At 39.5% G+C, this 25,209-nt stretch carries 35 protein-coding genes; 5 read left to right on the forward strand and 30 right to left on the reverse strand.

The window, feature by feature from the left end:
* Position 1: 1 nt before the first annotated feature.
* The 12 genes from B9T36_RS02060 to B9T36_RS02115 all read right to left on the reverse strand — a co-directional run bounded on the left by B9T36_RS02060 (position 2) and on the right by B9T36_RS02115 (position 6,776).
* Entirely contained in the window at positions 2–199 is a 198-nt protein-coding gene (locus tag B9T36_RS02060) for a hypothetical protein (RefSeq protein WP_086207919.1), read from the reverse strand.
* Positions 196–525, reverse strand: a complete 330-nt coding sequence (locus B9T36_RS02065; protein ID WP_086207920.1) for a hypothetical protein — start codon at positions 523–525, stop codon at positions 196–198. The genes B9T36_RS02060 and B9T36_RS02065 overlap by 4 nt, the downstream gene beginning before the upstream one ends.
* Positions 525–1,163: a hypothetical protein gene (locus tag B9T36_RS02070; RefSeq protein ID WP_086207921.1), complete on the reverse strand. Its 639-nt coding sequence runs from the start codon at positions 1,161–1,163 to the stop codon at positions 525–527. Before B9T36_RS02070 ends, B9T36_RS02065 begins: the two co-directional genes overlap by 1 nt.
* 85 nt (positions 1,164–1,248) lie before the next feature.
* A complete protein-coding gene (locus B9T36_RS02075; RefSeq protein WP_086208240.1) occupies positions 1,249–1,560 on the reverse strand; it encodes a hypothetical protein in 312 nt (103 codons plus the stop codon).
* 3 nt (positions 1,561–1,563) lie between these two features.
* The gene (locus B9T36_RS02080; protein ID WP_086207922.1) at positions 1,564–2,052 is read right to left on the reverse strand and encodes a hypothetical protein; all 489 of its coding nucleotides are present in this window, start codon (positions 2,050–2,052) and stop codon (positions 1,564–1,566) included.
* Between the two features lie 2 nt (positions 2,053–2,054).
* Complete coding sequence (locus B9T36_RS02085) at positions 2,055–2,282, reverse strand: hypothetical protein (RefSeq protein WP_086207923.1); 228 nt, start codon at positions 2,280–2,282, stop codon at positions 2,055–2,057.
* On the reverse strand, positions 2,276–2,713 hold the full coding sequence (locus B9T36_RS02090) for a DUF2528 family protein (RefSeq protein WP_086207924.1): 438 nt from the start codon (positions 2,711–2,713) through the stop codon (positions 2,276–2,278). Before B9T36_RS02090 ends, B9T36_RS02085 begins: the two co-directional genes overlap by 7 nt.
* 74 nt (positions 2,714–2,787) lie before the next feature.
* Positions 2,788–3,387 (reverse strand): hypothetical protein, encoded by a 600-nt coding sequence (locus B9T36_RS02095; protein WP_086207925.1) that lies wholly within the window; start codon positions 3,385–3,387, stop codon positions 2,788–2,790.
* 23 nt (positions 3,388–3,410) lie between these two features.
* Complete coding sequence (locus B9T36_RS02100) at positions 3,411–6,143, reverse strand: toprim domain-containing protein (RefSeq protein WP_086207926.1); 2,733 nt, start codon at positions 6,141–6,143, stop codon at positions 3,411–3,413.
* Between the two features lie 14 nt (positions 6,144–6,157).
* Positions 6,158–6,343: a hypothetical protein gene (locus B9T36_RS02105; protein WP_086207927.1), complete on the reverse strand. Its 186-nt coding sequence runs from the start codon at positions 6,341–6,343 to the stop codon at positions 6,158–6,160.
* Positions 6,344–6,354: 11 nt separating this feature from the next.
* Positions 6,355–6,573, reverse strand: a complete 219-nt coding sequence (locus B9T36_RS02110) for a hypothetical protein (RefSeq protein WP_086207928.1) — start codon at positions 6,571–6,573, stop codon at positions 6,355–6,357.
* 14 nt (positions 6,574–6,587) lie between these two features.
* Positions 6,588–6,776 carry a CopG family transcriptional regulator gene (locus B9T36_RS02115; protein ID WP_086207929.1) on the reverse strand — a complete coding sequence of 63 codons (189 nt, stop codon included), beginning with the start codon at positions 6,774–6,776 and terminating at the stop codon, positions 6,588–6,590.
* Positions 6,777–6,860: 84 nt separating this feature from the next.
* On the opposite strand from B9T36_RS02115, the gene B9T36_RS02120 reads away from it, so the two are divergent.
* Positions 6,861–7,211, forward strand: a complete 351-nt coding sequence (locus B9T36_RS02120) for a hypothetical protein (RefSeq protein ID WP_086208241.1) — start codon at positions 6,861–6,863, stop codon at positions 7,209–7,211.
* Positions 7,212–7,284: 73 nt separating this feature from the next.
* On the opposite strand, the gene B9T36_RS02125 is transcribed toward B9T36_RS02120, so the two are convergent.
* Genes B9T36_RS02125 through B9T36_RS02135 form a run of 3 tightly spaced genes read right to left on the reverse strand, consistent with a single transcriptional unit; the run spans position 7,285 to position 8,880 of the window.
* The gene (locus B9T36_RS02125; RefSeq protein WP_086207930.1) at positions 7,285–8,049 is read right to left on the reverse strand and encodes a phosphoribosyltransferase; all 765 of its coding nucleotides are present in this window, start codon (positions 8,047–8,049) and stop codon (positions 7,285–7,287) included.
* 56 nt (positions 8,050–8,105) lie between these two features.
* The gene (locus tag B9T36_RS02130) at positions 8,106–8,672 is read right to left on the reverse strand and encodes a hypothetical protein (RefSeq protein WP_086207931.1); all 567 of its coding nucleotides are present in this window, start codon (positions 8,670–8,672) and stop codon (positions 8,106–8,108) included.
* Positions 8,673–8,676: 4 nt separating this feature from the next.
* Positions 8,677–8,880 carry a hypothetical protein gene (locus B9T36_RS02135; RefSeq protein ID WP_086207932.1) on the reverse strand — a complete coding sequence of 68 codons (204 nt, stop codon included), beginning with the start codon at positions 8,878–8,880 and terminating at the stop codon, positions 8,677–8,679.
* A gap of 334 nt (positions 8,881–9,214) precedes the next feature.
* Here B9T36_RS02135 and B9T36_RS02140 point away from each other — a divergent pair, with 334 nt between their 5' ends.
* Both B9T36_RS02140 and B9T36_RS02145 read left to right on the forward strand, forming a co-directional pair.
* Complete coding sequence (locus B9T36_RS02140; protein ID WP_171264390.1) at positions 9,215–10,105, forward strand: DUF4747 family protein; 891 nt, start codon at positions 9,215–9,217, stop codon at positions 10,103–10,105.
* A gap of 3 nt (positions 10,106–10,108) precedes the next feature.
* Complete coding sequence (locus tag B9T36_RS02145) at positions 10,109–10,801, forward strand: hypothetical protein (RefSeq protein ID WP_086207934.1); 693 nt, start codon at positions 10,109–10,111, stop codon at positions 10,799–10,801.
* A 7-nt stretch (positions 10,802–10,808) separates the two neighbouring features.
* Here B9T36_RS02145 and B9T36_RS02150 read toward each other — a convergent pair whose 3' ends face one another.
* Positions 10,809–11,192, reverse strand: a complete 384-nt coding sequence (locus tag B9T36_RS02150; RefSeq protein WP_228146954.1) for an ogr/Delta-like zinc finger family protein — start codon at positions 11,190–11,192, stop codon at positions 10,809–10,811.
* A 12-nt stretch (positions 11,193–11,204) separates the two neighbouring features.
* On the opposite strand from B9T36_RS02150, the gene B9T36_RS02155 reads away from it, so the two are divergent.
* Positions 11,205–11,408, forward strand: a complete 204-nt coding sequence (locus tag B9T36_RS02155) for a Com family DNA-binding transcriptional regulator (RefSeq protein WP_086207935.1) — start codon at positions 11,205–11,207, stop codon at positions 11,406–11,408.
* Positions 11,371–12,177 (forward strand): DNA adenine methylase, encoded by an 807-nt coding sequence (locus tag B9T36_RS02160; RefSeq protein WP_086207936.1) that lies wholly within the window; start codon positions 11,371–11,373, stop codon positions 12,175–12,177. The genes B9T36_RS02155 and B9T36_RS02160 overlap by 38 nt, the downstream gene beginning before the upstream one ends.
* Here B9T36_RS02160 and B9T36_RS02165 read toward each other — a convergent pair.
* From B9T36_RS02165 to B9T36_RS02230, 14 genes are all read right to left on the reverse strand, one after another.
* On the reverse strand, positions 12,174–13,661 hold the full coding sequence (locus B9T36_RS02165) for a contractile injection system protein, VgrG/Pvc8 family (protein ID WP_086207937.1): 1,488 nt from the start codon (positions 13,659–13,661) through the stop codon (positions 12,174–12,176). The genes B9T36_RS02160 and B9T36_RS02165 overlap by 4 nt on opposite strands.
* Positions 13,658–14,086: a phage tail protein gene (locus tag B9T36_RS02170; protein ID WP_086207938.1), complete on the reverse strand. Its 429-nt coding sequence runs from the start codon at positions 14,084–14,086 to the stop codon at positions 13,658–13,660. The genes B9T36_RS02165 and B9T36_RS02170 overlap by 4 nt, the downstream gene beginning before the upstream one ends.
* A gap of 11 nt (positions 14,087–14,097) precedes the next feature.
* On the reverse strand, positions 14,098–17,022 hold the full coding sequence (locus tag B9T36_RS02175; RefSeq protein ID WP_086207939.1) for a phage tail tape measure protein: 2,925 nt from the start codon (positions 17,020–17,022) through the stop codon (positions 14,098–14,100).
* Entirely contained in the window at positions 17,019–17,123 is a 105-nt protein-coding gene (locus tag B9T36_RS19190; RefSeq protein ID WP_228146955.1) for a GpE family phage tail protein, read from the reverse strand. The genes B9T36_RS02175 and B9T36_RS19190 overlap by 4 nt, the downstream gene beginning before the upstream one ends.
* 23 nt (positions 17,124–17,146) lie before the next feature.
* Positions 17,147–17,482, reverse strand: a complete 336-nt coding sequence (locus B9T36_RS02185; protein WP_086208243.1) for a phage tail assembly protein — start codon at positions 17,480–17,482, stop codon at positions 17,147–17,149.
* Positions 17,483–17,555: 73 nt separating this feature from the next.
* Complete coding sequence (locus B9T36_RS02190; RefSeq protein ID WP_086207941.1) at positions 17,556–18,071, reverse strand: phage major tail tube protein; 516 nt, start codon at positions 18,069–18,071, stop codon at positions 17,556–17,558.
* A 15-nt stretch (positions 18,072–18,086) separates the two neighbouring features.
* On the reverse strand, positions 18,087–19,259 hold the full coding sequence (locus B9T36_RS02195) for a phage tail sheath protein (RefSeq protein WP_086207942.1): 1,173 nt from the start codon (positions 19,257–19,259) through the stop codon (positions 18,087–18,089).
* 103 nt (positions 19,260–19,362) lie between these two features.
* Positions 19,363–19,857, reverse strand: a complete 495-nt coding sequence (locus B9T36_RS02200) for a hypothetical protein (RefSeq protein ID WP_227556866.1) — start codon at positions 19,855–19,857, stop codon at positions 19,363–19,365.
* Entirely contained in the window at positions 19,857–22,358 is a 2,502-nt protein-coding gene (locus tag B9T36_RS19195; protein ID WP_086207943.1) for a phage tail protein, read from the reverse strand. Before B9T36_RS19195 ends, B9T36_RS02200 begins: the two co-directional genes overlap by 1 nt.
* 3 nt (positions 22,359–22,361) lie before the next feature.
* Positions 22,362–22,892 (reverse strand): phage tail protein I, encoded by a 531-nt coding sequence (locus tag B9T36_RS02210; RefSeq protein ID WP_086207944.1) that lies wholly within the window; start codon positions 22,890–22,892, stop codon positions 22,362–22,364.
* Entirely contained in the window at positions 22,889–23,794 is a 906-nt protein-coding gene (locus B9T36_RS02215) for a baseplate assembly protein (protein ID WP_086207945.1), read from the reverse strand. The genes B9T36_RS02210 and B9T36_RS02215 overlap by 4 nt, the downstream gene beginning before the upstream one ends.
* A complete protein-coding gene (locus B9T36_RS02220) occupies positions 23,791–24,138 on the reverse strand; it encodes a GPW/gp25 family protein (protein WP_086207946.1) in 348 nt (115 codons plus the stop codon). Before B9T36_RS02220 ends, B9T36_RS02215 begins: the two co-directional genes overlap by 4 nt.
* Positions 24,135–24,686 (reverse strand): phage baseplate assembly protein V, encoded by a 552-nt coding sequence (locus B9T36_RS02225; protein ID WP_086207947.1) that lies wholly within the window; start codon positions 24,684–24,686, stop codon positions 24,135–24,137. Before B9T36_RS02225 ends, B9T36_RS02220 begins: the two co-directional genes overlap by 4 nt.
* A gap of 76 nt (positions 24,687–24,762) precedes the next feature.
* On the reverse strand, positions 24,763–25,209 hold the full coding sequence (locus B9T36_RS02230; protein ID WP_086207948.1) for a phage virion morphogenesis protein: 447 nt from the start codon (positions 25,207–25,209) through the stop codon (positions 24,763–24,765).

Here is a 25,209-nt window from a genome sequence, read left to right on the forward strand (position 1 = left end):
ATTATTCCATCCACTGCACACAGTTTTCAGTTTCGCACTTAGCTGCGATATGCCCATTTACTGCACTAATTTGATAACTCAATTTCCCTGCACTACAAATTGGGCAAGGCATTTCACCACAAAAAGTTAGTTGTGGTTTTTGGGTACCATGTTTGTCTGTGATTGCTTGGCGGGCAATTGCGATCGCTTGAAAGTTCATTTCGGTTGCTCCTGCCCCATTTCTTGAATATCGACATCCTCAATGAAGATATAGTTAATTTTGTGAAAGGATTCATTTTCCGCATTTGGTACAGTGTTTCTTTGCCAAGAATGATGAATAACACCAAAAACATCGTTATTAGAATTTGCATATCCATTCAAGATAAGACGTCCTGCTGTGGCATAAATATCATCTGAATTCTTCACATCGAAGCCACAGTAATTAACACTCTCAATATCCTCTGCGGTTGGGTTAGCTGCCCAATCCGCAAGTTCAATTTCTATTTCTGCTTCTACAGTGATCGTTACTAATTTTTTAATACCCATTATGCCACCTGCTGAATTTGATTTTGTTTCATGGCTTCATTCAACTTTTGGATTCCGTTTAAGCCCTGCTCACGGATGATTTTTTTCACAAAGTTAAACTCTTTTAAGCATTCGTAACTAGTAAAGCCTGTATTACAGGTGAGCTTTGCATTACTACGTACACGTTCAAAACCTAGTGGAACATCAGCTAGTAAAATATCGTTAAGTTCCTGATTAATTCCTTTCCAACGAGTTTTTAGACCATGACCACGATCGACTGTTAAAGTGCTACCAAATTTGAAATCGTTAAATGACATTTTTGGCATTTGGAATTGCACAGGTACTGACATCACTTCTTCCGTTTCAGGATTGTAAAAATGACTATCCACCCCTAAATGCCATTCTTGCTCTAGTGGAATTAATATGTTTTTCAGGCAAATGATTAAATCGCCTTTATAAACTGAGTAAGCTACGTGCTCTGGAGTTTGTTCAGCATCTTCTAATCCAGTTTCAGTGCGGTGCTGTTCAACTGTTTCATTTACTTCATCGACACAGAATTCCATACTAAATTCATAAGGGCCCTGAGCAGCTGCATCTTGTTTCTGTTTCAGTTCAGCTTGGTGTTTCGCTCGAAGTGTATTTAATTTTTTTGGATTCATTGCTTCTCTCCAAGCATCAAAATTACAGAAGAAACCATGCAAGAAAAGACCAGGTTCAGGAACAAGGCATTCTTGAAATTGAAATTCACGCTGTTAACTCCTTTTGATCTAACTCACAACGGCATCTGCCAATACGGAAATATTCAATAGGACCAGGTGCATCCTTTGGAGTAATTTCAAAACGATAAAGTTTGTAAGTACGAACTTGAGCTTTTACCGTAATATCATCACCAGTAATTTCGGTGATTTTTCCGCTGTGCGCTTTTTGACTCACAGCGATAGCGCCATTTCCTATACTTTTACGCTTTTGGATCATGAAGTTAACTTCATCACCTACTTGGTAGGCTTCAAAATTCGGTAGGATTAAACCGCCACAATTACAAAGATATTTAGACATCATTTAACCCTCCAAGCCTTGTTCTTTACGGGCTTTTTGTTCTTCACGCTCATATATTTCTTCTGAAATTTTTATGGCCTGTTCGGCTGCGCCCTTCATATCAGTAGCGAAGATCCAGTCTAGTTGATACCAACCGCCAATTGAACATGATCGAAATTCCCCTTTCTCATCAAACTCAATATTCCTAGGAATTGAAGATTCGACCAGGATTAAGAACTCAAGATCCCCGCAATAGAATGCAAGTTGCTGTGCATGTTCTTCATTCCAGTCTCTGTCTGTATATTCCAAAATGCTTTCTATTAAGCTCTTTAACTGTGGGTGTTTTTCAATTAAATCACCTGCATTACAATCCATAGAACTTAAAAAATCTTCAAATTTTTCTGGTACTGAATGGCTCACTGATAATGTAGGAACATGCAAAATTGCTTCAAATCTTACATTTTGATCAAACATTTGTTCTGCTAATTCACGTGGAAATTTTTGATTATTCATGATTAGGCTCCTAAAACTGCGTTGCTGGGAATATTAGCTATCATAGAAACTTGACGGATTGCCCAACGCTTGCGGTGTTCAATGTCACTTGCAGTTAAAGCCACTGAATCTTTAAAGTTCGCCTGACGTTTAAAACTGGTATGCGGATGTGTCTTTTTCATCTTGAAGAAATTAGGATGAATTAATTCGGGTGTAAGCACTGCATTTGATTTGAAGGATTTCTTCAGCATGATTGATCCTCCGCTTTTACTGGTTCAAATTCAAAGTCTTCATCTCGTACATAGTTTTCAAAATAAAGCTTTGTGATTTCGAAGCAGTCTGATAGCCAACCCTCTTCATGAAAAATAGAATTCACGCCATATTTTTCATGTAAGGAATTAGAGTTATTTTGACAGCACCACCAAAATACTTTTGTTCCAATCATTTTTAAGATTACCGCGACGATATCGCTGTTGTTTTCTTCAAGACGAGATTGATGTCCTGACCAAAACTTATTATGTCCGTGTAATTCCTCGTCAATACATTTGATGACTACAGTGAATTCCAGTTCACATGTATCCTCATGCCAATGGTTTAATTTCACTTTATATGTACGGGGTTCACACTGCAGATATACTGGAATTTCCGCTTGTGAGCTTTCTACGCTAGAATCGTTTTGCATTTTTTGGTTCTCCAACTGATTGATGTGACACATACAGGAGTGGCCGCTTCTGTATGTGTGCTTGTTAAATTGAATTAATGAATTGGATGCTGAGTTTTTTTTGACTGTTCTGATTCAGTCTTATCCGACATAAGCGCAGCTAAAATCATAAGTTTCAAAATTTCAGGCATCTCAGGTTTAAATTGTTTTTGCTTTGGAAATTGCGGAAGTTTTAGCTGCTCGTAAAATTCATTCGCATACGCCCATTGGTGGATACGTTGCTCTTTAAGATTTCCTCTTTTTGAATGAAATTCCTTATGTTTTTTACAGTATTCGACACCAGACATAATTTCTTTATCATCAAATACAACTATGATTTCTTTGCCATGCTCAGGAAGCGTTTTTATGTCGTGAAAAATAGGATTCAATTTTGGCTCAGCAGGAATTGCTTCTATTTGCACACGGAATGTTTCTGAATTTGACTCTTTTAAAATGGCAGTGGCAAAGTTATAAACGCTACTTAAAAATGAATCTTGTTGCCCACCGATGCCCGCTGGATAGCCAATTGTGTGCATTAGTTCATCTCGTTTAATCTCCTGGTCAACCAAACGATTTGATAAGTAATGAGCAACATCTGAAGAAACTGGTAGCGTTGCCTTAATGCATGCAGGTGTATAAATATTAAGTTGATACATAGTATTTTCCTTTAAAGTTGGGATTAGTCCCGTTGTGATGTTGGTTTTTCAAAGATCCAACAGCGTTTGGTGGTACTGCTAATTTTGCTTTGTATGGCCTTATTTGCTTCAACAAAGCGGTAGTGCAAACTGTGGCGTAGCGCATTTTGAAGTTCATTTACTTCAGGCAGTGGATAGCGGTAATCCGCTGCAACTTTGTATAAATGCGCAAAATTAATTGCGAACCAATCTGGTCTGGCTGAGTGATTCAGTACTGTATCGTGGTGAGTTGGGGTCTTGATTGCATCTTCCATTTCTTCGACGGTGTTCCAGAAGTTTTGGACAATGATTGGATCTGACTTGAGTACCTTGTCTCGGTTCTGCGTCATATCAAACAATTCATCACGCACTTTGTGTTGCATATCGTCTTGAATTAAGTCTTTTAAAACGTGAGTACACATAGCATCAAATAACGACAACATTTGTGCATGGTTATGAATCACACGCGAACTTTTAACGTTATATTTCTCTTGATGTAGAATTTCGTCGTATTTCTCCATACCCAAACGGTAGGATTCGAGTATGGCTTTTTCCTTTTCGATACAAAGTAGAATGAACTGGCTGATTTGAGCCTGTTCGTATCGTTCAAGGTTACGAGAGGCGTATAAGCCTTTTTTAGACATTTGCTCTTTGGTGAATTTGTACTGAACAATACGTCCCATCACTGCTTCTGTAGACACAATTTCAGCATTTTGGCTGATCACTAAAGTGCCCATAAATGGGGGTTCATAGGTTTCATTCCCGCCATTTTTAACCCCTTTCGCACCCAGTGAACCGTTGTCATATAAGGTTTTTAGTGCATTCCAATCGAATTGTTTTACTGTACCTTTATCCCCTTCACGATCTGACTCGAGTAAAACTACAGGTAAGTTAGAAACCTGTCTGAAGGTTCGTAGTAAGCCTGATATGGATGATTTACTTGGATCGATACCTTCATAATTTGAGCGACCGAATAACTTCCATAAAAATGAAAGCAAAGTCGATTTACCAGTTCCTGGTTCACCCACCAATTCTATAAATGGAAATGATTTATGCATGCCTCGGATTTGCTGTGCAAAAAGACTTCCAAAAAATGCCGTTAATGCCACCATGCCACGAACATCGTATGCATCGAGCAGATCCTTGACCCAAGCATCGGTGTAGTCACTGGCATTGTTGTTGATTTCTAATTGAAACGGTGCACGTGCTTTAAGGTTCGTTTTACGTGGAAGTTCAAAATATTCCTCTTTATTGATTTTAAAACGTCGACCGTTTTGAACCGCAATGTCACACAAAACATAGGTTTGATGTTCTTTGTGGTACCCCACGTAATTGATTAATTCGACACGTTTAATGTCTCGAAGTTCTCGCTTAAGAAATGCGAGCAACTGCTTACTATTACCCTCATAAAATACACCCGGTGCAATGTGCGTTAGTCGTTCACCGAATGCACCTGCGGATGTGATTTGTGATGACGTAAAAGTATTTTTTATCGTTTGGCCACCGCGTGGAAAATCCACTTTGAAAAAATATGAAGCTTCATCAATTTCCTTTTGATACTGGTAATACAGGCCATAGGGACGGCATTCCATCATAATTTCTACTGTTGAAGCATGTTCTAATGCTGAATCTCTGCGCTCGGCAATGAGTAGATCTTTTTCTTCTTGTGCCCAGTCTGCATTGTCATCTGTAGCATGTAGACCTTTCATGTAATCGTCATATTTGTCCATGTCCAACTTGAACCAATACACTTGATTTTTAAAGTCAAAGGGAAAAGATTTCATGCCTTTGTACTTGTAAATAAGTATGCCTTTATCTACGGCTTTCTCTGCTACAAGTAATGCACCGTAATATTTATAGGTTTCTAAGTCGCTAAATTTTAAGCGGTCTTGTTTGTAAAGATCATTCCAGTCCTGCTTTTTTCGTCCACCCGGTGGCAAAGCAACTTCACACTCGAACCCATCTGCTTGTGCAAGTTCAATATTTTTAAAAATACCTTTATGACCTGCTTCGTCGTTGTCAAAAGCCCATACGAGTTTAGGAAACGATATCCCTGCTTCAGTACATTTTTGTGCAATTTCATTTAAAAAAATGGAAGGATAATTACCACTACTTAAAGCTGAAAAACTGGTAATACCTGAAAGCCATAAGGCGATGGTGTCGAAAATACCTTCAGTGATGTAAATTTCTTTCGATTCTAAATAATTGGTATTTGGTGTGAGCCAAGCATGCCCCATTGATGACCAATCTTCTTTAAAAGTCGTTTTAGGCAAGACTTCCTGTTGATCCAATACACGTTGCCACCATCCCTCGTTGCCTTGTTCATCCGTAATGGGAAAACGTAAGGTTATTGATGTGGTTTTTTTAGGTTTATAGCGGGTAATGGATTCTTGTGCATATAAGCCTTTTAATTGATCTAATGGAAACCCTCGTTCCTCAATTAGATATGCATTTACAGTACGTAAGGGATCTTCAGGTGTCGGTTCAAATCGTTTTTCCCACTTTTCAAACAATTCTGGGAAAAGATCTCGAACATGATTTTCATGTCCACATTCATTTTTACGTGGACAGAAAACTATCCAAGGTTCTTCGGCAAATGCCCAAGCTGATGATTCTTTGTGGTTACAGTCAGGACATCTGCCGCGAAGCTTGTCCCCATTTTTAGACGGTTTACGTTTAAAGCCATAAACTTGCTCAAGTTTCTGTTCAACTTGTCTTTGTGTTTCTGGGAACATCATTTGATTCAATTGCCTTAAAAATACTGTTTCTTGGACTTTGATTTAAGTTCTTGGCCGACGAGCTTTAATAGTCGCTCTTTAAGACGTGCACTAAGCAGATAGTGAATCGCTTCTTCATCAGTTTCGAAACCCATTAAATTCTTTACTTCTTGAATGACCTCAAGTTCTTGATCACTAAAGAAAACGGGTTGAGATGGCATGTTCAGCTCCTTCAAAGGTGGTCTAAAACGCCTTTCTGAAAGCCTTCATTTTGATATTGTTCAACAGGTTCTTCGTTGACTAGTTCAAAAGCCTGCTTCATTGCCATTTGACGAAGAAGTATGCCAACTGGAATACCAGTCATTTTTGACAGAATGGTGAATAGATCCAATTCATCATTGGTGAGATTGACGTTTTTACGATTGGTACGTTTTGGATTGATCAAAGACATTGTCAGCTCCTGTTTTATTTAGTGTTACTTGTTTTTCCTTGAAAATATGTTTGCACGATCAAGTTTGAACGGCTCATATCGGTTTTCTCTGCTTGTTGGTCAAGTGAGTCGACTTCTGCTTTGGGCAAATAGATAGTGCAGCGTACACGGCCACCAGGTACTTTTTTCGCTCGCAACTTTGTGGGTGAATTTGATGTGTTCATACAGTATTCTACGGTTATAGTGATGTGCTATGACCCACTATAGCACATATTTTATTTCTTTCAATGTTCATCGGGAATATATTTATGCCTAACCTCGACCCTAATATTGGGATTGAAATTGGAAAACGATTTAAGGAAGAGTTAGAAAACAAAAATCTGAAAGCTAAGACGCTATCTAGAGAAATTGGTGCCAGTGACAATACACTCGGGGTCTATGTACGTGGAAATGTTCCTGATCAATGGGCTTACCTGCACAACCTACACCATCAGGGTGTAGATATTCGTTATGTGCTGCTTGGCATAGATCCCGATTATGCTGGCTTGACCAGTGAGGAAAGTTTGCTATTGAAGGCTTATAGACAGCTTAGTCCTGAAGCCCAAAGTGCATTGCTCGATTTAAGCACTGTATATGCCAAAGAAACAGAAAAGGATTAATTTTTGCACTAAAAAGCCCATCAAAATTGATGGGCTTTTTTAACACTAAGATTATTGTGCTTAGGCTTTGGATTTATTGTTGTTCTGTATATAAGTCCGCGCCTGCTTCATGGCTACTTTGAAATCCTGCCGTAATGAGACGATTTCGGATCTCGTCAAGTGAGCTTGGCGTCCGTAAGTGTCCGAGTTCGCCTTGCGTGAGGTATTCAATTGGGAAACCGAATTCATATTGCCACCATTCTGAAAGGTTTGGATGTTTGCCTAATACTGATTTTAACATTTTTTCTAGAGGAACTATATCAAATTCTGTTGTCAGCCCTGTAAGCGTAACAGCTCTTTGTACGTAGCCTCCTTGAGATTCTATATAGCCTTTTAAAGCAGCTAGAGTTCCACCCATAGCAACAGTGTCATCAACTATAATATAGTTGCGCCCTTTTTCTACTTTACCATCAAACCGTGGTTGTCGCACAATTCGTTCATAAGCTCCTGCATCGGTATGATTGGCTTTGACAGTTTGTACGATGTCATTGTTTACTTCTAGGTTTAGTATTTCAGCTATCATTTCTGCGAACACGGCAGGGATACGATTGTTACCGAGTGCTTCTATTGCAAGAACTGGAACAATGATGGGATTGCCTTCGGTGAAAATGTGTTTTAAGTGAATGATTCTGTCGTAGGTGTCCAACTGGATAGCGAGTAGATTAAACGCTGAGAATACATTGCCTGATTTTGCCTCAAAATATAATTCTTCTGAGGCATTTTTTAAGGTATTTAAAGGATACAAAACTTGAACTTTGGGGAAGTCTTTCCACTCTGTCCGAATATAACGATGTGACATACTTTATGCTCAGTGAAAATGCTACCTTCAACAATGAAAGTAGCATATTTTTTTTACTATTCCTCTATTTTAGCTTGGACAATTTTCAACTTATCTTCTAAATCCATGAGTTTATAAATAAGGTCATTTCTTTTGTAAATGACATCTCTATTATCACTTCCAGTTTCTAATGAATTACGCCATACACGAATAGTGCCCATAACCATATCTAGACTAAGTTCCGCGTCATTATGTGAATTTTCCATATATCCCCCTTGGGCAATTTGATTTAATTTAAATTGCCAAACACGGATTTCCGCATTGTTCCAGATGGGGCTGGAAATGGTATGTTCTCCATTAAACTTAGGATAAATAAGATCATTTAACGAATTTTTTAATATTTTAATGTCTAATGCTTTATCAGATTGATCATTTTTTGAGAGCTGATCAAGCAGGTCATTTATTTGGTCTGGGCTAATAGATAAATGACCTTTTTCGGTATCGTGATTAAACGAAAACTGGGCTTGAACACAGCGGTCGATGAGCTCGAAAAGTTTCTCAAAAAGGAGCTGGCTCTTTGGGTTGGATGCCTGAACACGCGGGGCAATGGGCACATACGGGATAATGTTGTCATTTAAAGTCATGCGCTTATTCCCCTAAAAAAAGAATGGAGAACGTTAGTACCACGATACAAATTTGGACTAGTCCTGCGAATGTATTTTTGAGAAGTTTTTGAGTTTTACGTTTCTTTAAGCGTTGCTCGAAAGCTACTAAGTCTGTAATTGGCGTGTGCTCGATGATGTGAGCATTTTTTGAATGTGCAGACGCACGGGCTTGAATCTGTCTGTTCATGACGGAAACTCTCTTTTGAAGGCTTTAAACCTGCCGCCATTCTTCTCACGGAATGGTGGCAGACCGAACAGGGGTGAGAATACCGTCCAAAAGAGTTAACGGCCAGTCAAAGACTGCCCTGCCCGATCTACCATAACGAGTATAGCTGATCAGACATTTTAGGCAAAAAAAAGCCGCTATGAGCGGTGTTAATTTGCTCTCTTTTGAAATAAAACAGGTTCTCACGCCTGTGCACCGATTTTGCGGTGCCTTTACATGTTGCCGATAGTGAGGTGTTATGTCAATATAGTGAGGTACTATTTTTTTATAAATTATAAATTACAAGGGGTTAAAAGTGGGGCGTAAATTAAGTGTTGACTACAGTGCATTCAATATTCGAGTACATCCACACCCAGATAAAACCGTCTATGTAGATCTTTTTGAAACATTATTCAATCAAAATAAAAAAATTAGTATTGGAAATAATTCCTCTGCAAAAATAAATCGCTTATGGGCTATTCAAGAAGGGAAACCACTTGAAGGCTTAATTGGTGAAATTATTAAGTATAACGATATTGCGGAAGATGGTTGGGTCAATATCGAAACAGGAAAATATGCAGAGCAAGATGAGCTTGACGCTATCAAAATTCCAGATGATTTAAAACCAAATGGAAAGAATTTTTATTTTGTATTTTTTCCGAAAACACATATTTTAGTTACAGAAATCCGTGATAAAGATGGTAATTTCAGTCCTAAAATGCAAGAAAAATTTTTCAAGTTATTATTTACTTCTACCAGTCTTTTAGAAAAGTTTAATGCCATAGATATAACAGTTTTTCCAGATACATCTGCTGTTAAACATATATTGGAATCGAAAACTCTAAAAAAACTCGAACTTATAATTCTGCGCCCAAATCCGAATGATTTCGAAATTTTCGAAGAAGATATCCTTGAAGAAATGGAAAATCAAAATGCTAAAGTTTTTGAAAAGAAACTGATAGCTCAAGATAAACAGTATCTTAAACCTAATGAAATCACAAAAAAACAAATTCAAGTCGCTGCTGATAATGGTAAAATTATCTATACTGATGTTGATCAAGAAACTGGCCTGCTCAATAAAGATAAAAGTACTTCAGAGACTCCCTTTATTGAACGAGATAAATATGATCCTGCAAAGACAACACCTTTAGATTTCATCAAAATAAAGGCTGCTGAAATTGTTCAGACACTGAAAAGTAGAATGTAATAAATGTCTAAAAAGTCCATTAATATTTTTCAAATGTACTGGAGCGCCTATGGGGGCTTCCGTGCATTTTGGGCTTCTTATTATTTTCTTATCCCACTTATTATTACCTTTTTTTGTACTAATCATTGGTTGAACAATAAACTCTGGATGGCTGATCCTTTAGCTATCCTTCCATCATTATTAGGTTTTACTCTTGCCGGTTATGCCATGTGGCTATCTGTTGGAAATGAAAAACTTAAGATTTTATTGAGCTCAAAATTCGACAAAGAAAAGAAAAATAGTTATTCATTATTTATGCAAATAAATGCATCATTTATTCATTTTGTTATTTTCCAACTTATTACTCTTATATTTGTTTATTTTTTAAAATATAACGATGCTGCTTTTTTTATAAAAAAAATTGAAGAATTTTATGTTTTATATGACATTACTTATGCAGTATTAAATTTTTTTAGCAATCTTATGAATGCTATAGGTTTTTTTCTTTTTATATATTCAGTATTCACAATGCTTGCAACTGTATTTGGTATTTTTAGAATTTCTTACTGGATAGATATCCATAATAGAAAGATTGCAGCATCCGAGCAATTAAAGAAGTGCCCAGATTGCTACGGTGATGTTCCTCAAGGCGCTAAAAAGTGCATGCATTGCGGCTGTGAATTTGAACCAATAAACTCAGAATCTAAACCAAGTTAATTAATCCCTATTCATCATTTGCAGCTTTAAGTTCTTTTAACTCTTGAATGGTTGGTAACTGAACAGATGGATCGGGCGTTGCGCTAGGTGAAAGTGTGTAAATCAATTCAATATGGCCAACACAAGAAAAACTGCATGAGAGGTTCGGACATTGAAGTCGGATTTCTTTAAGTAGCGGATGCTTTTGTTCACTGGTTCTTATTTTTAAGACAGTCGTTTTACAATGTGGACACACCAATTTAGGTCTTGAATTATTCTTGTTGATTTTATTGAAACATACTGCCGTCATAACCGCCCCTATTAAGAATATATTTTTCACCATTCTAAAATAAAAGAATAAATATTTGTTCTTTTTGTTGAATTTTAATAAGATTTCGCCTGTTTTGCTCATGTAGAAAAACTTATGCAGAATTTAAAATGCCAATGTTGTTTTAAGCTACTGGCAAAAGTCGGTACATTTGATGTTTTAGAAATTAAATGCCCACGTTGTAAAACCCTCAATACTTTTCAGAGCACCCCGAGTGCCTTACCTGAACGCCAAGAGCGTCTAATCGAGACAGGTAAGATCGATGACAAACACTTCTGTAATTCCGCAATACAATCCTAAAGGTCACAGCTTTTCTGGCTGGCTTGGTGGTAAATCTCAACTTGCACGTACCATTGTTGACTTAATGCCCGCACATAAAGCTTATGTTGAAGTGTTTGGTGGTGCTGGATGGGTTTTATTTAAAAAAACGGCATCTCCAGTCGAAGTGATCAATGACATTAATGACGATTTAATTAATTTATACCGAGTACTGAAATTTCACTTTGAAGCGTTCTTAGACGAATTTGAAAATACCCTCTTCTCGCGCACGTTGTTCAATGAAATGAAAAAGAACGATCGTGGACTGACCGATATCCAACGAGCAGCCAAATTTTATTATTTACTTCGTTCTGCATTTGGTTGCCAGTTGGATGGTTCATTTTCGTATAGCCGTGACCGTAAAAGCCGTTTAAAACTGGGGGACGAGTTACGCGAACATTTAGTTTCAATTCACACCCGGTTGCAAAATGTCATTATTGAGAATGCGACTTATGATTACGTTCTCAAACGTATGGATGGGCCGGAAACACTATTCTATTTAGACCCTCCCTATTGGGACTGTGAAAACGTTTATGGCAAAGGCATTTGGTCTAAACAGGACTTTTACGATCTGAAAGATTACCTGGATAAAATTCAGGGCAAATTTATTCTCAGTTTGAACGATACACCTGAGGTCAGAGAGTTATTCAAAGACTATAAAATCCAGCATAAAAAGATTCGTTGGTCTGTGAATAACAAAGCAGCGCATGAAGAGCATAATGGTAACGAATTAATTATTACTAATTTTTAATCAGTCTCTTGAACTTGTTGCAACATATCTTTTTTAGCATTGAGCCGTGGCATTTCGTTTTTTAAACGTTGTTCTGCGGCTTTTTTACTTTGATACACTTTGTTTATCACTTTAGGGTTGGATTGATCTCCTAATGTGACCCAGTAGCGCGGTGCAATTTTTTTCCCAAGCGTATATTGGACTTTAAGCCCTGTGTAAGGTTTGATCTCTAATTCGTTATGCGCTGAGAATTTACCCGTTTCTAGATCGAGTAATGCATATTCGCGGTCTAGACGTGCTTGAGCAGCTTCCCTATTCACATACAAATAGGTGAAATGTTTCGGATTAAATTGATCTCCCTTTGTCAGTGCAATGGCTTTGTTACCTGATTGGTAATAAACAACAACACCTGTCCATTTTTTATCTTTTTCCAATTCAAACTGATCTTCAAACAACTCTGAAACATCGTCTAAATCTGGACAAAATACTTCAAGCTCTAATGCAGTGGTAAAGCCATTGCTATCGTCTAAGCTGTGAGTAATGCGCGTACCGAGCCAATAGATCTCATCAATTTGTTCCTTTAGCCCGTCAAATAGAAAAGTCATTTCAGGAATAAGGTCTGGATTGCCATAGGCTAAATTATAACTAAAGGTTAATGATGTACGTTTCAGGTCGGCCAGTTTTGCTTTCGCTGTCAAAGTTGCAGATTGTTTGTCTTGATGGATATGGCGAAGTTCTTTGATGTTTTGGTTACTGGCATCACCATAAACGACTTCGAGCTTTTTACCCTGAGCTGAATCATAGTAAAACGTACGTACTGCAGTAATTTCATCTCCGCCATCAGTATTGCTGTAGCGGTGGCTATCCCCTTTATCGCGGGTAATTAAATAGGTTGGAAGTTCCTGGCCAGAAACGGTTTGTGAAGCACCTCTAGGCATGAACAGTAATTTTCCATTTTTAATAGATGCCATTGCATCATGCTCATCTGCCAGTCGTGTCAGTAAATTTGCATCGGATTCATTTTGTATCAAATTGATAATTTGATGTTTGGCCAGTGTTTGGTGCACCAATAAATCGAGTTCATGTTGGAATGCGATTGCCTGTAATACTGCTTCCAACGTGACATTACTGAAGCTACGTTCTTTTTTTTGTTTTAGACCTGCTTTTAGATCTGCGCTAGTGGCACGGATGGTCAAAACATCGGGAGCCCCTGAATGTTCGACCTCTGTGACTTTGTATAAACCTTTATAGACTAAGCCAGTATTGCTCCAACCGATCCATACCTCAATGACAACCCCTTTTGATGGAATGTTAAGTATTCCGTCATGATCTGAAAATTCTAGTTCAAGTGAATCTGATTCCATGCCACGGTTGTCGATAATGACCAAACGCTTTAGGCGTTCAACAGCTTCTTGACGTAAATCTCGTCCTGAAGTTTTTAGCTTAAAAATAGCTTGAGGATAGCTATCATCCAATTTGTCAGTAATGGTAGACACAATATTCATTTGAACAACATCCCCGCTGCTGCGCCCAGTACTCCAGAAATAAGTGCCCCTGCAGATTTAGTCTTGGTGAGCTTTAATGAGAATTCAACTTTTTTAGGTAGGCCATCTTTGTAGAAATACGTTTGTGTTTCGTCAACCGAGTCTAATTTCCACATTCCATAAATTTTTCCATTCCCTGCAATGAGTGGGAAGGATTTGCCTGTATCACCCATCATTCGTAAAGCGGTAATTGACAACTGCAGTCCATATTCAGGAACAATGGAACCCTCTAGCGTAATGGTATCTTCCCCCTTTCCGACGTACTGATACGCAGGCATGCTCCCTACACGGTTGTTACTCGCATGATTCCATGCCGTACTACGTTGTAAGCTTTGATATGTAGCTGTTGGTATAGAAAATACAAACATCCCTAAAATCATCATCATTGTGTAAATTCCTATTCATTATCCTTATAACTACTACGAGCACGCGCTTGCTTTTGCTGATCGCGACGATTTAATACGCCCTCAATCATGTTTTGCAGTTGTTGTATGTTTTGTCCTGGTGCAGCAGTGATCTGAATGGTGATTGTGTCGCCTTGTACGATGACATCGCCACGGGATGATCCTGAAAGTCTTTGAGCCGGGTTTATTTTTGCTAAAGCAGGTGCAACATTAATTTTTTCAAGCGCTGTATGGGAATTAGGGTTAAAGACATTTAATACTTGATTGAACTTTTCTTTGAGATCAGGAAAGCCTTGCTCAAGTCCAACACCAATACCTCCCATGACGTGACCACCCAATGTTGCCATGACACGAGATGGACTATGAATGTCCATTTTTTTCCGCATAAAGTCTGGCATGTAGCTGTTGATGGTTGCCCAAATACTTTTCAGCTTTTCAAAACCTGATTTAATTCCATCAATTAAGCCTTGAATAATGTTCGAGCCAATCGAACGCATTTGAGCGGATAGCCCAGACATAAATACAAAAATGGATTTAAATGCACTAACGATATAAGGCAGTGGTGAAATTGCTAGAAAAACATTACACAAACCTTTCCATGCAAGCTCTACCCCATTTTTAATAGTATTCCAAAGCGTAGAAATGTAGATTTTGGCTGCGTTAAAGCCAATACTCACAATTGCATAAATTTGGTTAACGTATGTGCCAATAAAGGATGCTACCGTCCCCCAAAGTCCACTAAAGAAACCACTAATACTTGACCAATTTGCAATGATCATCCTTGGAATACCAATCAAGGGAAAAAGTAGGTTCAAAATAGGATTTGATGCGAAAGTAGAATCAATACTTTGAATAATTCCTTTAATGAACGACACACCCGTGTTGAACGCACTTTTTACTGAATTCCAAAGACCGACAAAAAATGCCTTTATTGGCTCCCAATTTTTATAAATGAGATAAGCAACTCCAACCACCGCAACTGCAATTGCTGCAAATACCAAGAGCATAGGATTGGCCATCATAAAGCGACCAACAGTTAAAAATGCCGAACCAATCCCTGAAATTGCAGATTGTAGAAGTCCAAATACTGTTGGGACTTTACTAAATGCAGTCACTAAAGCAGTTCCACTGGTGGCAGTTGAAGCCATGATCAGCCGTAGGCTTAACATGCCTAGAATCAGTGGTGAGAAAACCAATAGCGCACCACCAATTGCAATTAAACTGGTTGCAATGACCAATAGTCCAATACCAAATGCTTTAGCTAAAGTTGGGTTCTTTTCCATCCATCCTGTGAAGCTTTGAAAAGCACCTGCAGCAATTTCGAGTGCCTTGGTATAGACAGGTAAAATGGTTTGTCCAAAGCGTAAATATGCATCGTGTAACTTGGCGCGTGCTTCGAGCTCTTTACCTGTTGTAGTTCCTTTGGCTTGTGTATCTAACTGTTCAATATTGTACGCACCAGCATTTAACTTGGCGTTTTTATGAATTTGCTCTCTCTGCAGGTACATTTGTGCAAACAAATTGGATGCGGTTCGGTTTGAGAAGATACTTCCGATCGCATCGACCACGTCCCCTTCTTTAGTAATCCCTTTTGCATTTAGTGCTGGAACTAATACCTGCTCCATCCATGCAAATTGATCCTTTTTAAACAGATCTGCGCCTTTAATAGCTCCGATATCAAGATAGGACAAATCACCCGTTTTATTGTGTTTTACCTTTGTACGATCGCCAATTAAATCAAACTTATCTAAATTATTTGCAGCACGTTGTGTGGTTCGTCCTTGGTATAAGTTTTGATAAGCCGACATCATAGACGTACCGACTCGATGTCCACCCATTTCCTGTACTAATGGTTCCAGCTTGTAATAGAATGCCTTGTTGTCAAAACCTTTGGCAGCAATACCCCCTGTTTTAATCACATTCAGCCACTCTTCAGGTTGAACTCGTCCACCTGTAGCTGTGATGACCTGCTGAATAATATTGGCTTGTTCTTTAAATGCAGCTTCGCTTTTTAAGCCATTTCTCATTTCAATGACTTTGAGCATGTCCATGAATTTCTTTTCATTTTCAGCTCCATGTTCATTTCCATACATGGCCTCGTTAGCAAATTTCATCTTGGCCAGCATAGGTGCAACCATTTGAGCATGATGCACGTCTGCGAACGCAGTTACCCCATCTCGAACTAAAGTTAAATTGTCGAGTGTACTGGTACCAAAAGTTTTCATGGCTCTTGCGTATTTAACTGCCTCTTCAGTTGCATCTTTTCCTAGACCCAATGAAGCAATTCGATTCTGTTCAACATCGACTCGTTTGCTTTCGTCGATAGGTTTACGCATGGCATATAAAGCACCCACACCTGTTGCAGCTGCACCCGCACCATACATGGCTGCAGTCCGAGTATGGCCCATCCATTTTTGGCTATTTGTCTGCAGGTTATTTAAGGACTTTAAATGGTTCCTTTGGCGATCAATCTCAGTGTTGGTACTCTTAATTTTGTTTTTAAGTTCTTCCTGGTGCTGTCCAAGATTTGTTGACTTTAATCCAGCATTATTGAGCTCTTGCCGAAGTTGAATCAGCTTTGGTAGACCCTCTCCAACAACTTTATTTAAGCGTTTCACTTCCGCTTCTGTTTTTTTTAACTCTGCTGAAAGCTTCGAATTGGGATTGGTGGCCAATTGTTGTTTAAGTGACTGAACTGTTTTTTTATGTCGTTCTAATTCATTTGATGCCTGTTTAACATCTTCTTTTAGCTTTCTGAAAGTGGCTAGTTGTTTCTGTTGACGCTCAAGGTCTTTCAATTGGTCATTGGTTTTTTTTAAAGCAACACTGGCAGCATTACTGCTACCAGCGATGATTTTAAGAGCAGGACTAAGTTTATCTCTCCCCCCAAAAAGAACCTCTAATCTTAATTTTTTCATTCGGCATCTGACCCATTTCGTTCAATGGCTTTTTGATGCCATTGCATCATTTGACAAAGCGTCATATCGACATACGCTTGCGGTGGCCAGTGAAACACCACCGCAATGTTTGAAATTGCATCGTCTACTGTTGGCGTAACACTTCTGCACGCACTGATTTCGGTTGCAAAAAAAGGACTAAAGCCCCACCAATTTGCGCAAGATCTGACGGCTCTAGCTGATTAATCTGTGACTTGGTCAATGTTGGTGTGGATACACGAGGGATAACTGTACAAATCGCTGTGACATCACCATTTAAAAGGTCGGCAATTTTCACGCCCTGAAGGGCAGTGACATTAGGTTTTCGAATTTCTAATGAGGTGATTTCTAGTGTCCCCATCATGATAGGAACTTCCAGAGGGATAACTTGGATGTCTGGGTTAATGATTGCAGTATTGTCTTGTTGCTCTGGAGTTTTCAATGTAAACATTCCTTAAAATAAAATGGGATATAAAAAACCTCCTGCAGTACTGGACTACAGAAGGGTAGGAAAATTAATGGCCAATATTGGCACGGTGTTTTTCAAGTAGATCTACACCGTTGACACGTTCAATCATGTTCGGAATATCAATCAAAATTTTCTCAATGCCATCAATCGATAACTTGTAATAAGACCAAATAGTCTTAATTGAGGTTTCAGTGTCATCCCCTGCTTTTTGGCTTCCGAAGTCGATTTCCTCATGACGGCCACGAACCACAATTTCGACAGCTGTAGTTTCGCCTGTGTCATCGCGCTGATATGAGCCTGTGAAACGCAACATAAGTGCACTAACCGTTGCAGCACCAAATTGTTCGATAACGAGTGCGTCAATGCCACCCAATTTCCAGTTAAACTCGGTTGCGTCATCACCCAAGCCTAGATCGATTTTGACGTTGCCATTCATACCACCACCACGCCAGTCTTCAAACTTGCGGACCAACTTTGGAATGGTGACTTCACCTGTTTGGCCAAGGTAGGAATTACCTTCGTTAAACAGATCCATCATTTTTAATTTTTTGGGTAAAGCCATGCTGTTTTTATCCTTTTATGCTGTCATACGTGAAGCAAAGTCAGCCAAATATTTGTCTGTGATGCGCTGACGTAGGGTTAAATCTTCCAGTGGTGGGACTGGTGTGTAGTCATAGTCCAAAATGAGTCGACCACTTTTGAGGGTTTCTTTACTATTGACTGAGTCATCAAACCAACACTCACCATCGATGATGTAACCTTGCGTTTTCAAATCACGGAATTTGGCATTGATCCCTTCGACAATGTCGCGAGCCAGACTTGGATGGAGAGGTTTGTCCACTGCCCACATGTGCCCTTCAGCCATCGTGTCCGAAAGAACTTGTGATGTACGCGTGGAGTTTTCAAAAGCAAAAAGTGGATCTGCTGAACAAGTACGAGAACCCCAAAAGCGGAAGCCATCACGTTGGATTAGTGTTGTAATTTCATTGCTATTGAGATAACCCGCATCGGTATCCATGCTTTGAAGTTGCCAGAACACATCTTTGGAAATACCTGTAACGCCATTGACTGCAACGTTTGATAAAGTTTTGTGCCAGCCAGTATCATTGTCAATTTTTGCGCGTAAGCCGAGGGCACGTGCAGTGGCTTCAAAGGTTTTGGTTGATGAAGTGACCGTATCCCAACCAAGAAAATCAGGCCAAATAATCATGGTTTCGCGTGAACCAATCGCATCGCGATAAGCGACTGCTTCCTCTTTGGTTTCACAACCATGTGCCGAGACATAGTTAAACGCACGTAACTTTTCAGCAATTCCAGCTAATGATGCAGTAACAGCTGCAGTATCGAGTCCTGGTGCACCTAAAATTCGTGGTTTTACACCTAGATGTTGTTCTGCCGTCAATAAGGCTTTCATGCCTGTGTATTTGCCATTTACCGTTCCACCAATTACAGCAGTTGTTTGCTCTGCTTCATCGGCTTTTTGCTCAACACGAACAACGACGACGACTGCGTTGGTCTGATCGACAATGGCCTGTAATGAACGTGCAAGTGTCCCTTGTGTACCTGCGTTTCCAATAGCAGCTTGAATATTGGTAATTAATACGGGTTTATCCAGTGGAAATGCTGTTGCATCTGCATCTGAACCCGTGGCGATGAGTCCAATAACCGCAGTAGATACGGTTCGGATAGGACGAGTACCTTCATTGAGTTCAAAGACTCGTACTCCGTGATGATAAGAATCTGTAGCCATAAAAAAGCCTGTGATCTGTTGTAATGTTTTCAGATCACAGGCTTACAAATTGGAAATTATTTGTCAGTTGCTTAGGTTTGTATGTGAGTTATATACAAAGAATTTAAAGTGTCATCGCATGAAGCCAAATGTCGTCCACTTGCTCTGAGCTCAAATTAAGTACGCCAAGCATGTATTGCACTGAATCATTGGTCCGTTCAAAACGTTCAGACTCACTGTACTCGATCTGAATTCGACTTTTGAGGACTGGATCTTCAATTGCACCAATCATCTGCTCTACCGTATCTAATAGACCATTCTCAAGTAGACTCAGCTTGAACTGTCGACGGGTTAGAGGCGTGAACTGCGTAAGATATGTCGCATACTTTTCTTCTTCAGTTCGTTTGTCGACCCAATTCGCCCCATCCCAAACATGGTGCGCTGAAGGACATGGCTCAGATACTGTTAAATCCTCAAGAATCGCACATTGATTATTTAACGCTATGAACAGTTGATTATGCTTTTCTTGAGTAATTTCTTGATCATCCAGTAAATCTTCAGTTATACGAATATCTAAAGATTGCTGTTCAATATTTACAAAATAATAAAGTTCACTCATTAAAAAATCCCCACAATTGTTGCGCTAGCAGATACAGGCTCACCATCACTACCGCTCCAACGTCTGAACCGTACAAATAGTTTTGATGCAGCATCATATCCTCTATAACCATCTTGCATTGCATACCTTAACCATTCTGATGATTCATCATTATAATTTGCGGTTGCACCCTCTTCACTTAGTTGGATATCAGTTGAAAGACGTTTCTTCAGAGTGATTGGGAGTGAATAAATTTGATAGCGGTTATTCGCACTTGCTTCAGCAATTGTTTGCGAATTAATGCTGAGGTTTGTCCAAAGGGTAAGTTGGATAATCGCAATTCGACGAGAATCATCATAGGTAATAGTATAACCATTGCCCTCTACAATTCTTAAACTATTTGTATTAGGCGTTGTAATGATTTCAACATTGCCTGAACCATCAAAATTGACACTACCTATAACTGCTCCAGAAAGCGCAATATTACGAGCGGTTTTGAGTTTAGTTGTTGTAGCTGAATTACAGTCGATCCCTGTAGATGTCAAACGTGCAACGATATTCCCATTCTGCGTATCTACGAAATTATATGTAGCCCCATAACTATAAAAATTCATCCGATCAAGACCATTACGGCCCATATCTATATAGTGATATTCATCGGATTGCACGATACCTGTAGAGGCTGTCACCGTCCCACTCACATGATCTGAACCATCAAATGTCTGACCAAAAATAGTTCTCGGTGTCTTTAACTTGGTTGCAGTATTCGCATTTCCAGCAAAACCACCGAGTGAATACAAAACACCATTCGGATCTAAATTCATCAATGAAGTGTAACTGTCTTGATTGCCATTCCACCAATCGAAACCACCACCGCCACCGCCTTTATGGTTAATAAAGTCAGTTTTACCCAATCCACTGGTTCTGTTCCAGGATAAATACGCCCCCTGTTGTGATGGTGTGTAATCCGCTTGACCATTTGCAGAAAGAGTAATCGCTCTCATACTTCCATATAAAGTGCCTCCAGCGAACGGGAACTTTTCATCCTGTAATTTTTTACCTTGTCGGGCTGACAGGGGTTTAGTTCCATCATCCGTGGTTAGGTCGTCAACCATCGGAATGTTCTGCTCTGACACTCCTGTGATCAGACCTTTGGCATTGACCGTAAGCACAGGAATTTTTAGCGTTGATCCGTAAGTACTCGCCACCACACCTGAATTGGCCAAGGTAAGAATGCAGGACGCATTGGTAGAGCCATCAAAATTGAATGATCCTGTCGCTGCACCTGAAAAGCTAATGTCTCGAGCTGTTTGTAATTTGCTTGCTGTAGACGAGTTGCCATTCAAGCCACCATTAAATGTCTTGGCATATACGTGTTCAGGAAAAAGTGTATTCCCCACACCATCCAATAAAGTGGCTCTACGAAGAATATTGCTTGATGCATCTCGTTGGGTTGCATAGATCTCGGCATCATTGTCATCTGTGGTCCCGATTTCAACAAAACCTCTGTCTTGCCCGGTGTTACCTACAGCCAAATACCCGCCATCTGTTGTGGTGTAAGCCTGAATCAGTTTCTTAAATGCACCCGTTTGATCGCCAACATTTGAAACAGTGATGGTGCCACCAATGGCTAAGTCGCCTGTAATTTCCCCGCCCGATACAGGTAGCTTTGTATCATCTTTAATGGTGATGTCTTTTGAGCCATCAAATTCAATATTGTTAATCTTTCGCGCGGTTTTAAGTTGGGTTGCTGTTGAAGCATTGCCACTCATGCCATTTAACGGAGTGAATGTACCGCTACCATCAATATATGCAATTAAATTAAATTTATCGTTGTCACCATTGTAAAAACGGAACCCGCCAGCGCCTAAACCACGATGGTTAATAAAGTCTGTTTCTCCTTGCCCCTCACTTTTATTCCAAGAAACGTAAGCACCTTGAGAGGTCGGTGAATTATCAAGTTGTACCTTTGACTCTTGTAAAATTTTGGCTTGGCGAGCTGACACGGGCTTGGTTGAATCATTGGTGGTGAGGTTATCGACCAATTCATTTCGACGGATATAATTGGTATTGACCCAAGACCGTGTTGCATAAATTAAAGAATCATCTAAATACAGGGCAATGACCTCTGCGTTTTGGATATTGATTACCAGTTTGAGCGCAATTTCCCGTGCACCGCCTTCATCCGCTAAGGGCTTGTAGGTCGGTGGATAACTGGCATTCACGACCAGTGTATTACCCGCATAAAGTCCTAATTCACGAATGTAAAATCCGCCCAGATTTGAAGGAATAATAGCTTCACAAATAATCTGATTGGTATTGTTTGGGTTGATCTCTACCACATTAAGCGCAATACGTGCTTTTTCATTTACCAAAGCTGCTCTTGTTTCGCTTGGATTGGGGACAGATCCGTTCCCATCACCTACAGCAATATGTGAATAGTTGATTTTATTATTAAGGGTTGCACTGGCAATCAGCGCTTTACCGTTATTGGTCAAAAGACCTTTATAGGTTGCTGCCATTTTCTACTCGACATAAATGGTGACTGTTTCCGCACCATGAGTGCCAACAGCAACTCGTGGAATACAGACTGGTTGAACATTAATAACTAAATTGGTGAGGTGGCGACTGGCAGGTTTGGCATCTTTCACCAGTCTGTTTACTTCGGCATAAGTAGCTTCTGTTAGTTCTAGGCCATTGAGCTCAAGCTCTAAAGTGAACGTTCCTGGTGTTCCAACTGGATTGGTTTCAAACCACTCTTGAAAAATGCATTGGTAGCCAAACTGTGCCAATACTTCTCGAACGGCAGTACGTGTGCCCTTTATTTGATGTTGTCGAAATGACTTTTTAATAAGCTGACGTTGTAATGAGGGTTGCCAATTGGTATCCCATGAATCAACAGAATATTGCCATGCAAGAAAAGAAAGGAATGAATCTGGAGCCTCATCAATCGAAGCCAATGATTTTATTTCAACAGGCAAAGCACAATTTTGTGCTGCAACCTCAGTGACATTCCTTTCAAAAGTGGTGCTATTGGGGGGAAGTAATTGGCTCATTCAATCCCCCCAATAGAAATTTCAATATTGGTGCAATAGGTTGCTTGAGCTGGAGTTAATACAACATCGGCTACAGGGCTCATTAATTCAACTCGGTTCACACCATCAACATGCAATGCCGCAAAAATTGCAGACAACCGAATGGATCGACCCAGTCGTTTCTGTTTGGTCGCGTAGGTCGTCACATTATCAATCGACTGTTGTAAAAGCGTTGCTGCTTCAGGATCTTTGCCAAGATAAAGTTTGGCTTGAATGGCGTAGGAAATGATTTCGGCTGATTGAACAGTGACACGATCTCCAATGGGACGAACGTCCTCTGCTGTGACAGCATTTTCTACAATTTGCACCAACTCTGGAGATGCAGATCCTGTTAATGAATCCGCTTGTAAAATGGTTAAAGTGATATAAGCAGGTTGAGGTGAAACCACTGAGACATCACCAACACGACCATCGGCATCACGGGCAAATTTCTTATACGCTGCTTCAGGGCCTGCAACAGACAATGTGTCAAAAGCAAGTTGAATCCTTTCTCGAAAGGCATCATCTGACTCCATTACAGCTAAGGTTGGTGGTGTAATAGAAAGGTCTGCAGACTTAATAGTTAAACGTTTGACATTAAAGTTTGCCCCTACTTGATCAAGATCATTTTTTGTTGCGTAGGCGAGTAATAATGCCCGTGAAGCGGTATTAATTCGATTTCTTAAAACCATTTCACGATACGCATTTTCCTCTAAAAACTTAGTCAAAGGCTCGCTTTCACGGTCTAGTGTTTCTGTTATTTGGGAAAGCTGATCTGCAGGGAATCTCGCAATAAGATCAGCTTTCCTTTCGGCAAGGATGTTTTCAAAATCTAATGTTTCGATAATGTCTGGCGGAGCAAGCTGACTAAAATCTACGCTCATGCTTGTGCTCCCATATTTAATGGAATGCTTAAATTCATTTCTTGTCCTGAAACTTGATAGACCCCCTCAATGTCAAAAACCAAGCCATTTTCTTTCACACTGGAAAGTGTAATTTGACTAATGTTAATGCGACTCTCCCAAGTTGAAATTGCAGTATAAATCGCGCTATAGCACTTCAAGACCAAGGCATCATTAATGGGCTGATCTATTAATTCAAACATCAGTGATCCATAGGTTCGACGCATAATACGACTACCAATAGGGGTCGTAACGATGTCCTCTACTGAAAGTTGTATTGACTCTTGAACTGTATTAATTGTTTGGCCATTATTTTTATTGATCATGGAACAGGTGCTCCTGAATTACTTCCACCTGATTGAACGCCAGAAGTTTTATGATTTTTCAAACTGATATTGCCAGCTTTTACATCGGCATCTGTCGAGATGTCTTTACCTGCAGTAATCGTTTCTGAGACAGTAAGTTTTCCAGTAATGTTGACATCTGCTGTTAAATTACATGTGCCACCCTCTGGTAATACAGCGTCTAGATGATGAGTTTGTATGTCGTATGAAAGAATGCAGCCATCTGAAAAAAGTCGAATCACTTTATTGAGATCACTTGATGGTGCAGGGTTGGTTTCATTGTTCAAGCCCGCTATAGCAATACCCATGTCTAAAACACCTGAAGGGCTGAGAACGACAACTTCTTCATCAATGCTTGGAGGATCCCACGTTCTATCAGCGCCAGCTCTTAAATTTAGGTAACGAATATTTCCAGTCGTAATCTCGCCTAAATTGACGGTGACTGTTGTATAAGGTTGAGACGGTTTAATGGTCTTGATTCGTCCAAAGCGGATAATATTTTCAAGACGACGAGCTAGATCTGCATTCATGATGCAATCGTTATTCAGTCCACCGTTTTATGCATGTCATTATTTTTGTATGTGAGTTATATACAAATGATTTAGATTATTTAGAAAAATAGTCTAGAACATCAGATTCAATCATTTCCAACTCTGCAGGTGTAAAACCTAATATCTCTCGGCTGTCATATTTTACAGTCGGTCCACCTTTTTCAACTCGATCTCTTAAACCATATTGGTGAACCCGGGCAATGTTGGCCACTCTGTTCATAAAGCCAATAGCCACCCCTTCAGAGGTTCGTTCAATCTTCATATATTTTGAAGTTTTAATAAGATTGAACATTTTGTTTTTGATTTTATTTTTCTTGTCCCTTAGTCGTTTTTTTCTAGGCACAAAAGCACTGCCATCGGGATTTTGTTGTCGCGTTATCCTGGTCTTTTGTGATGCCCGAACTTTGCGGGCAATACTCATTTCTAATTTTCGTCGCTCGGCATCGCTTAACTTGGTAAGCAATGGAGCAAGATAATCGTTTAGTGCCTGAAGCTCTGCCAT

Origin of the sequence: Acinetobacter sp. ANC 4204 (assembly GCF_002135205.1) — a bacterium.
Classification (GTDB): domain Bacteria; phylum Pseudomonadota; class Gammaproteobacteria; order Pseudomonadales; family Moraxellaceae; genus Acinetobacter.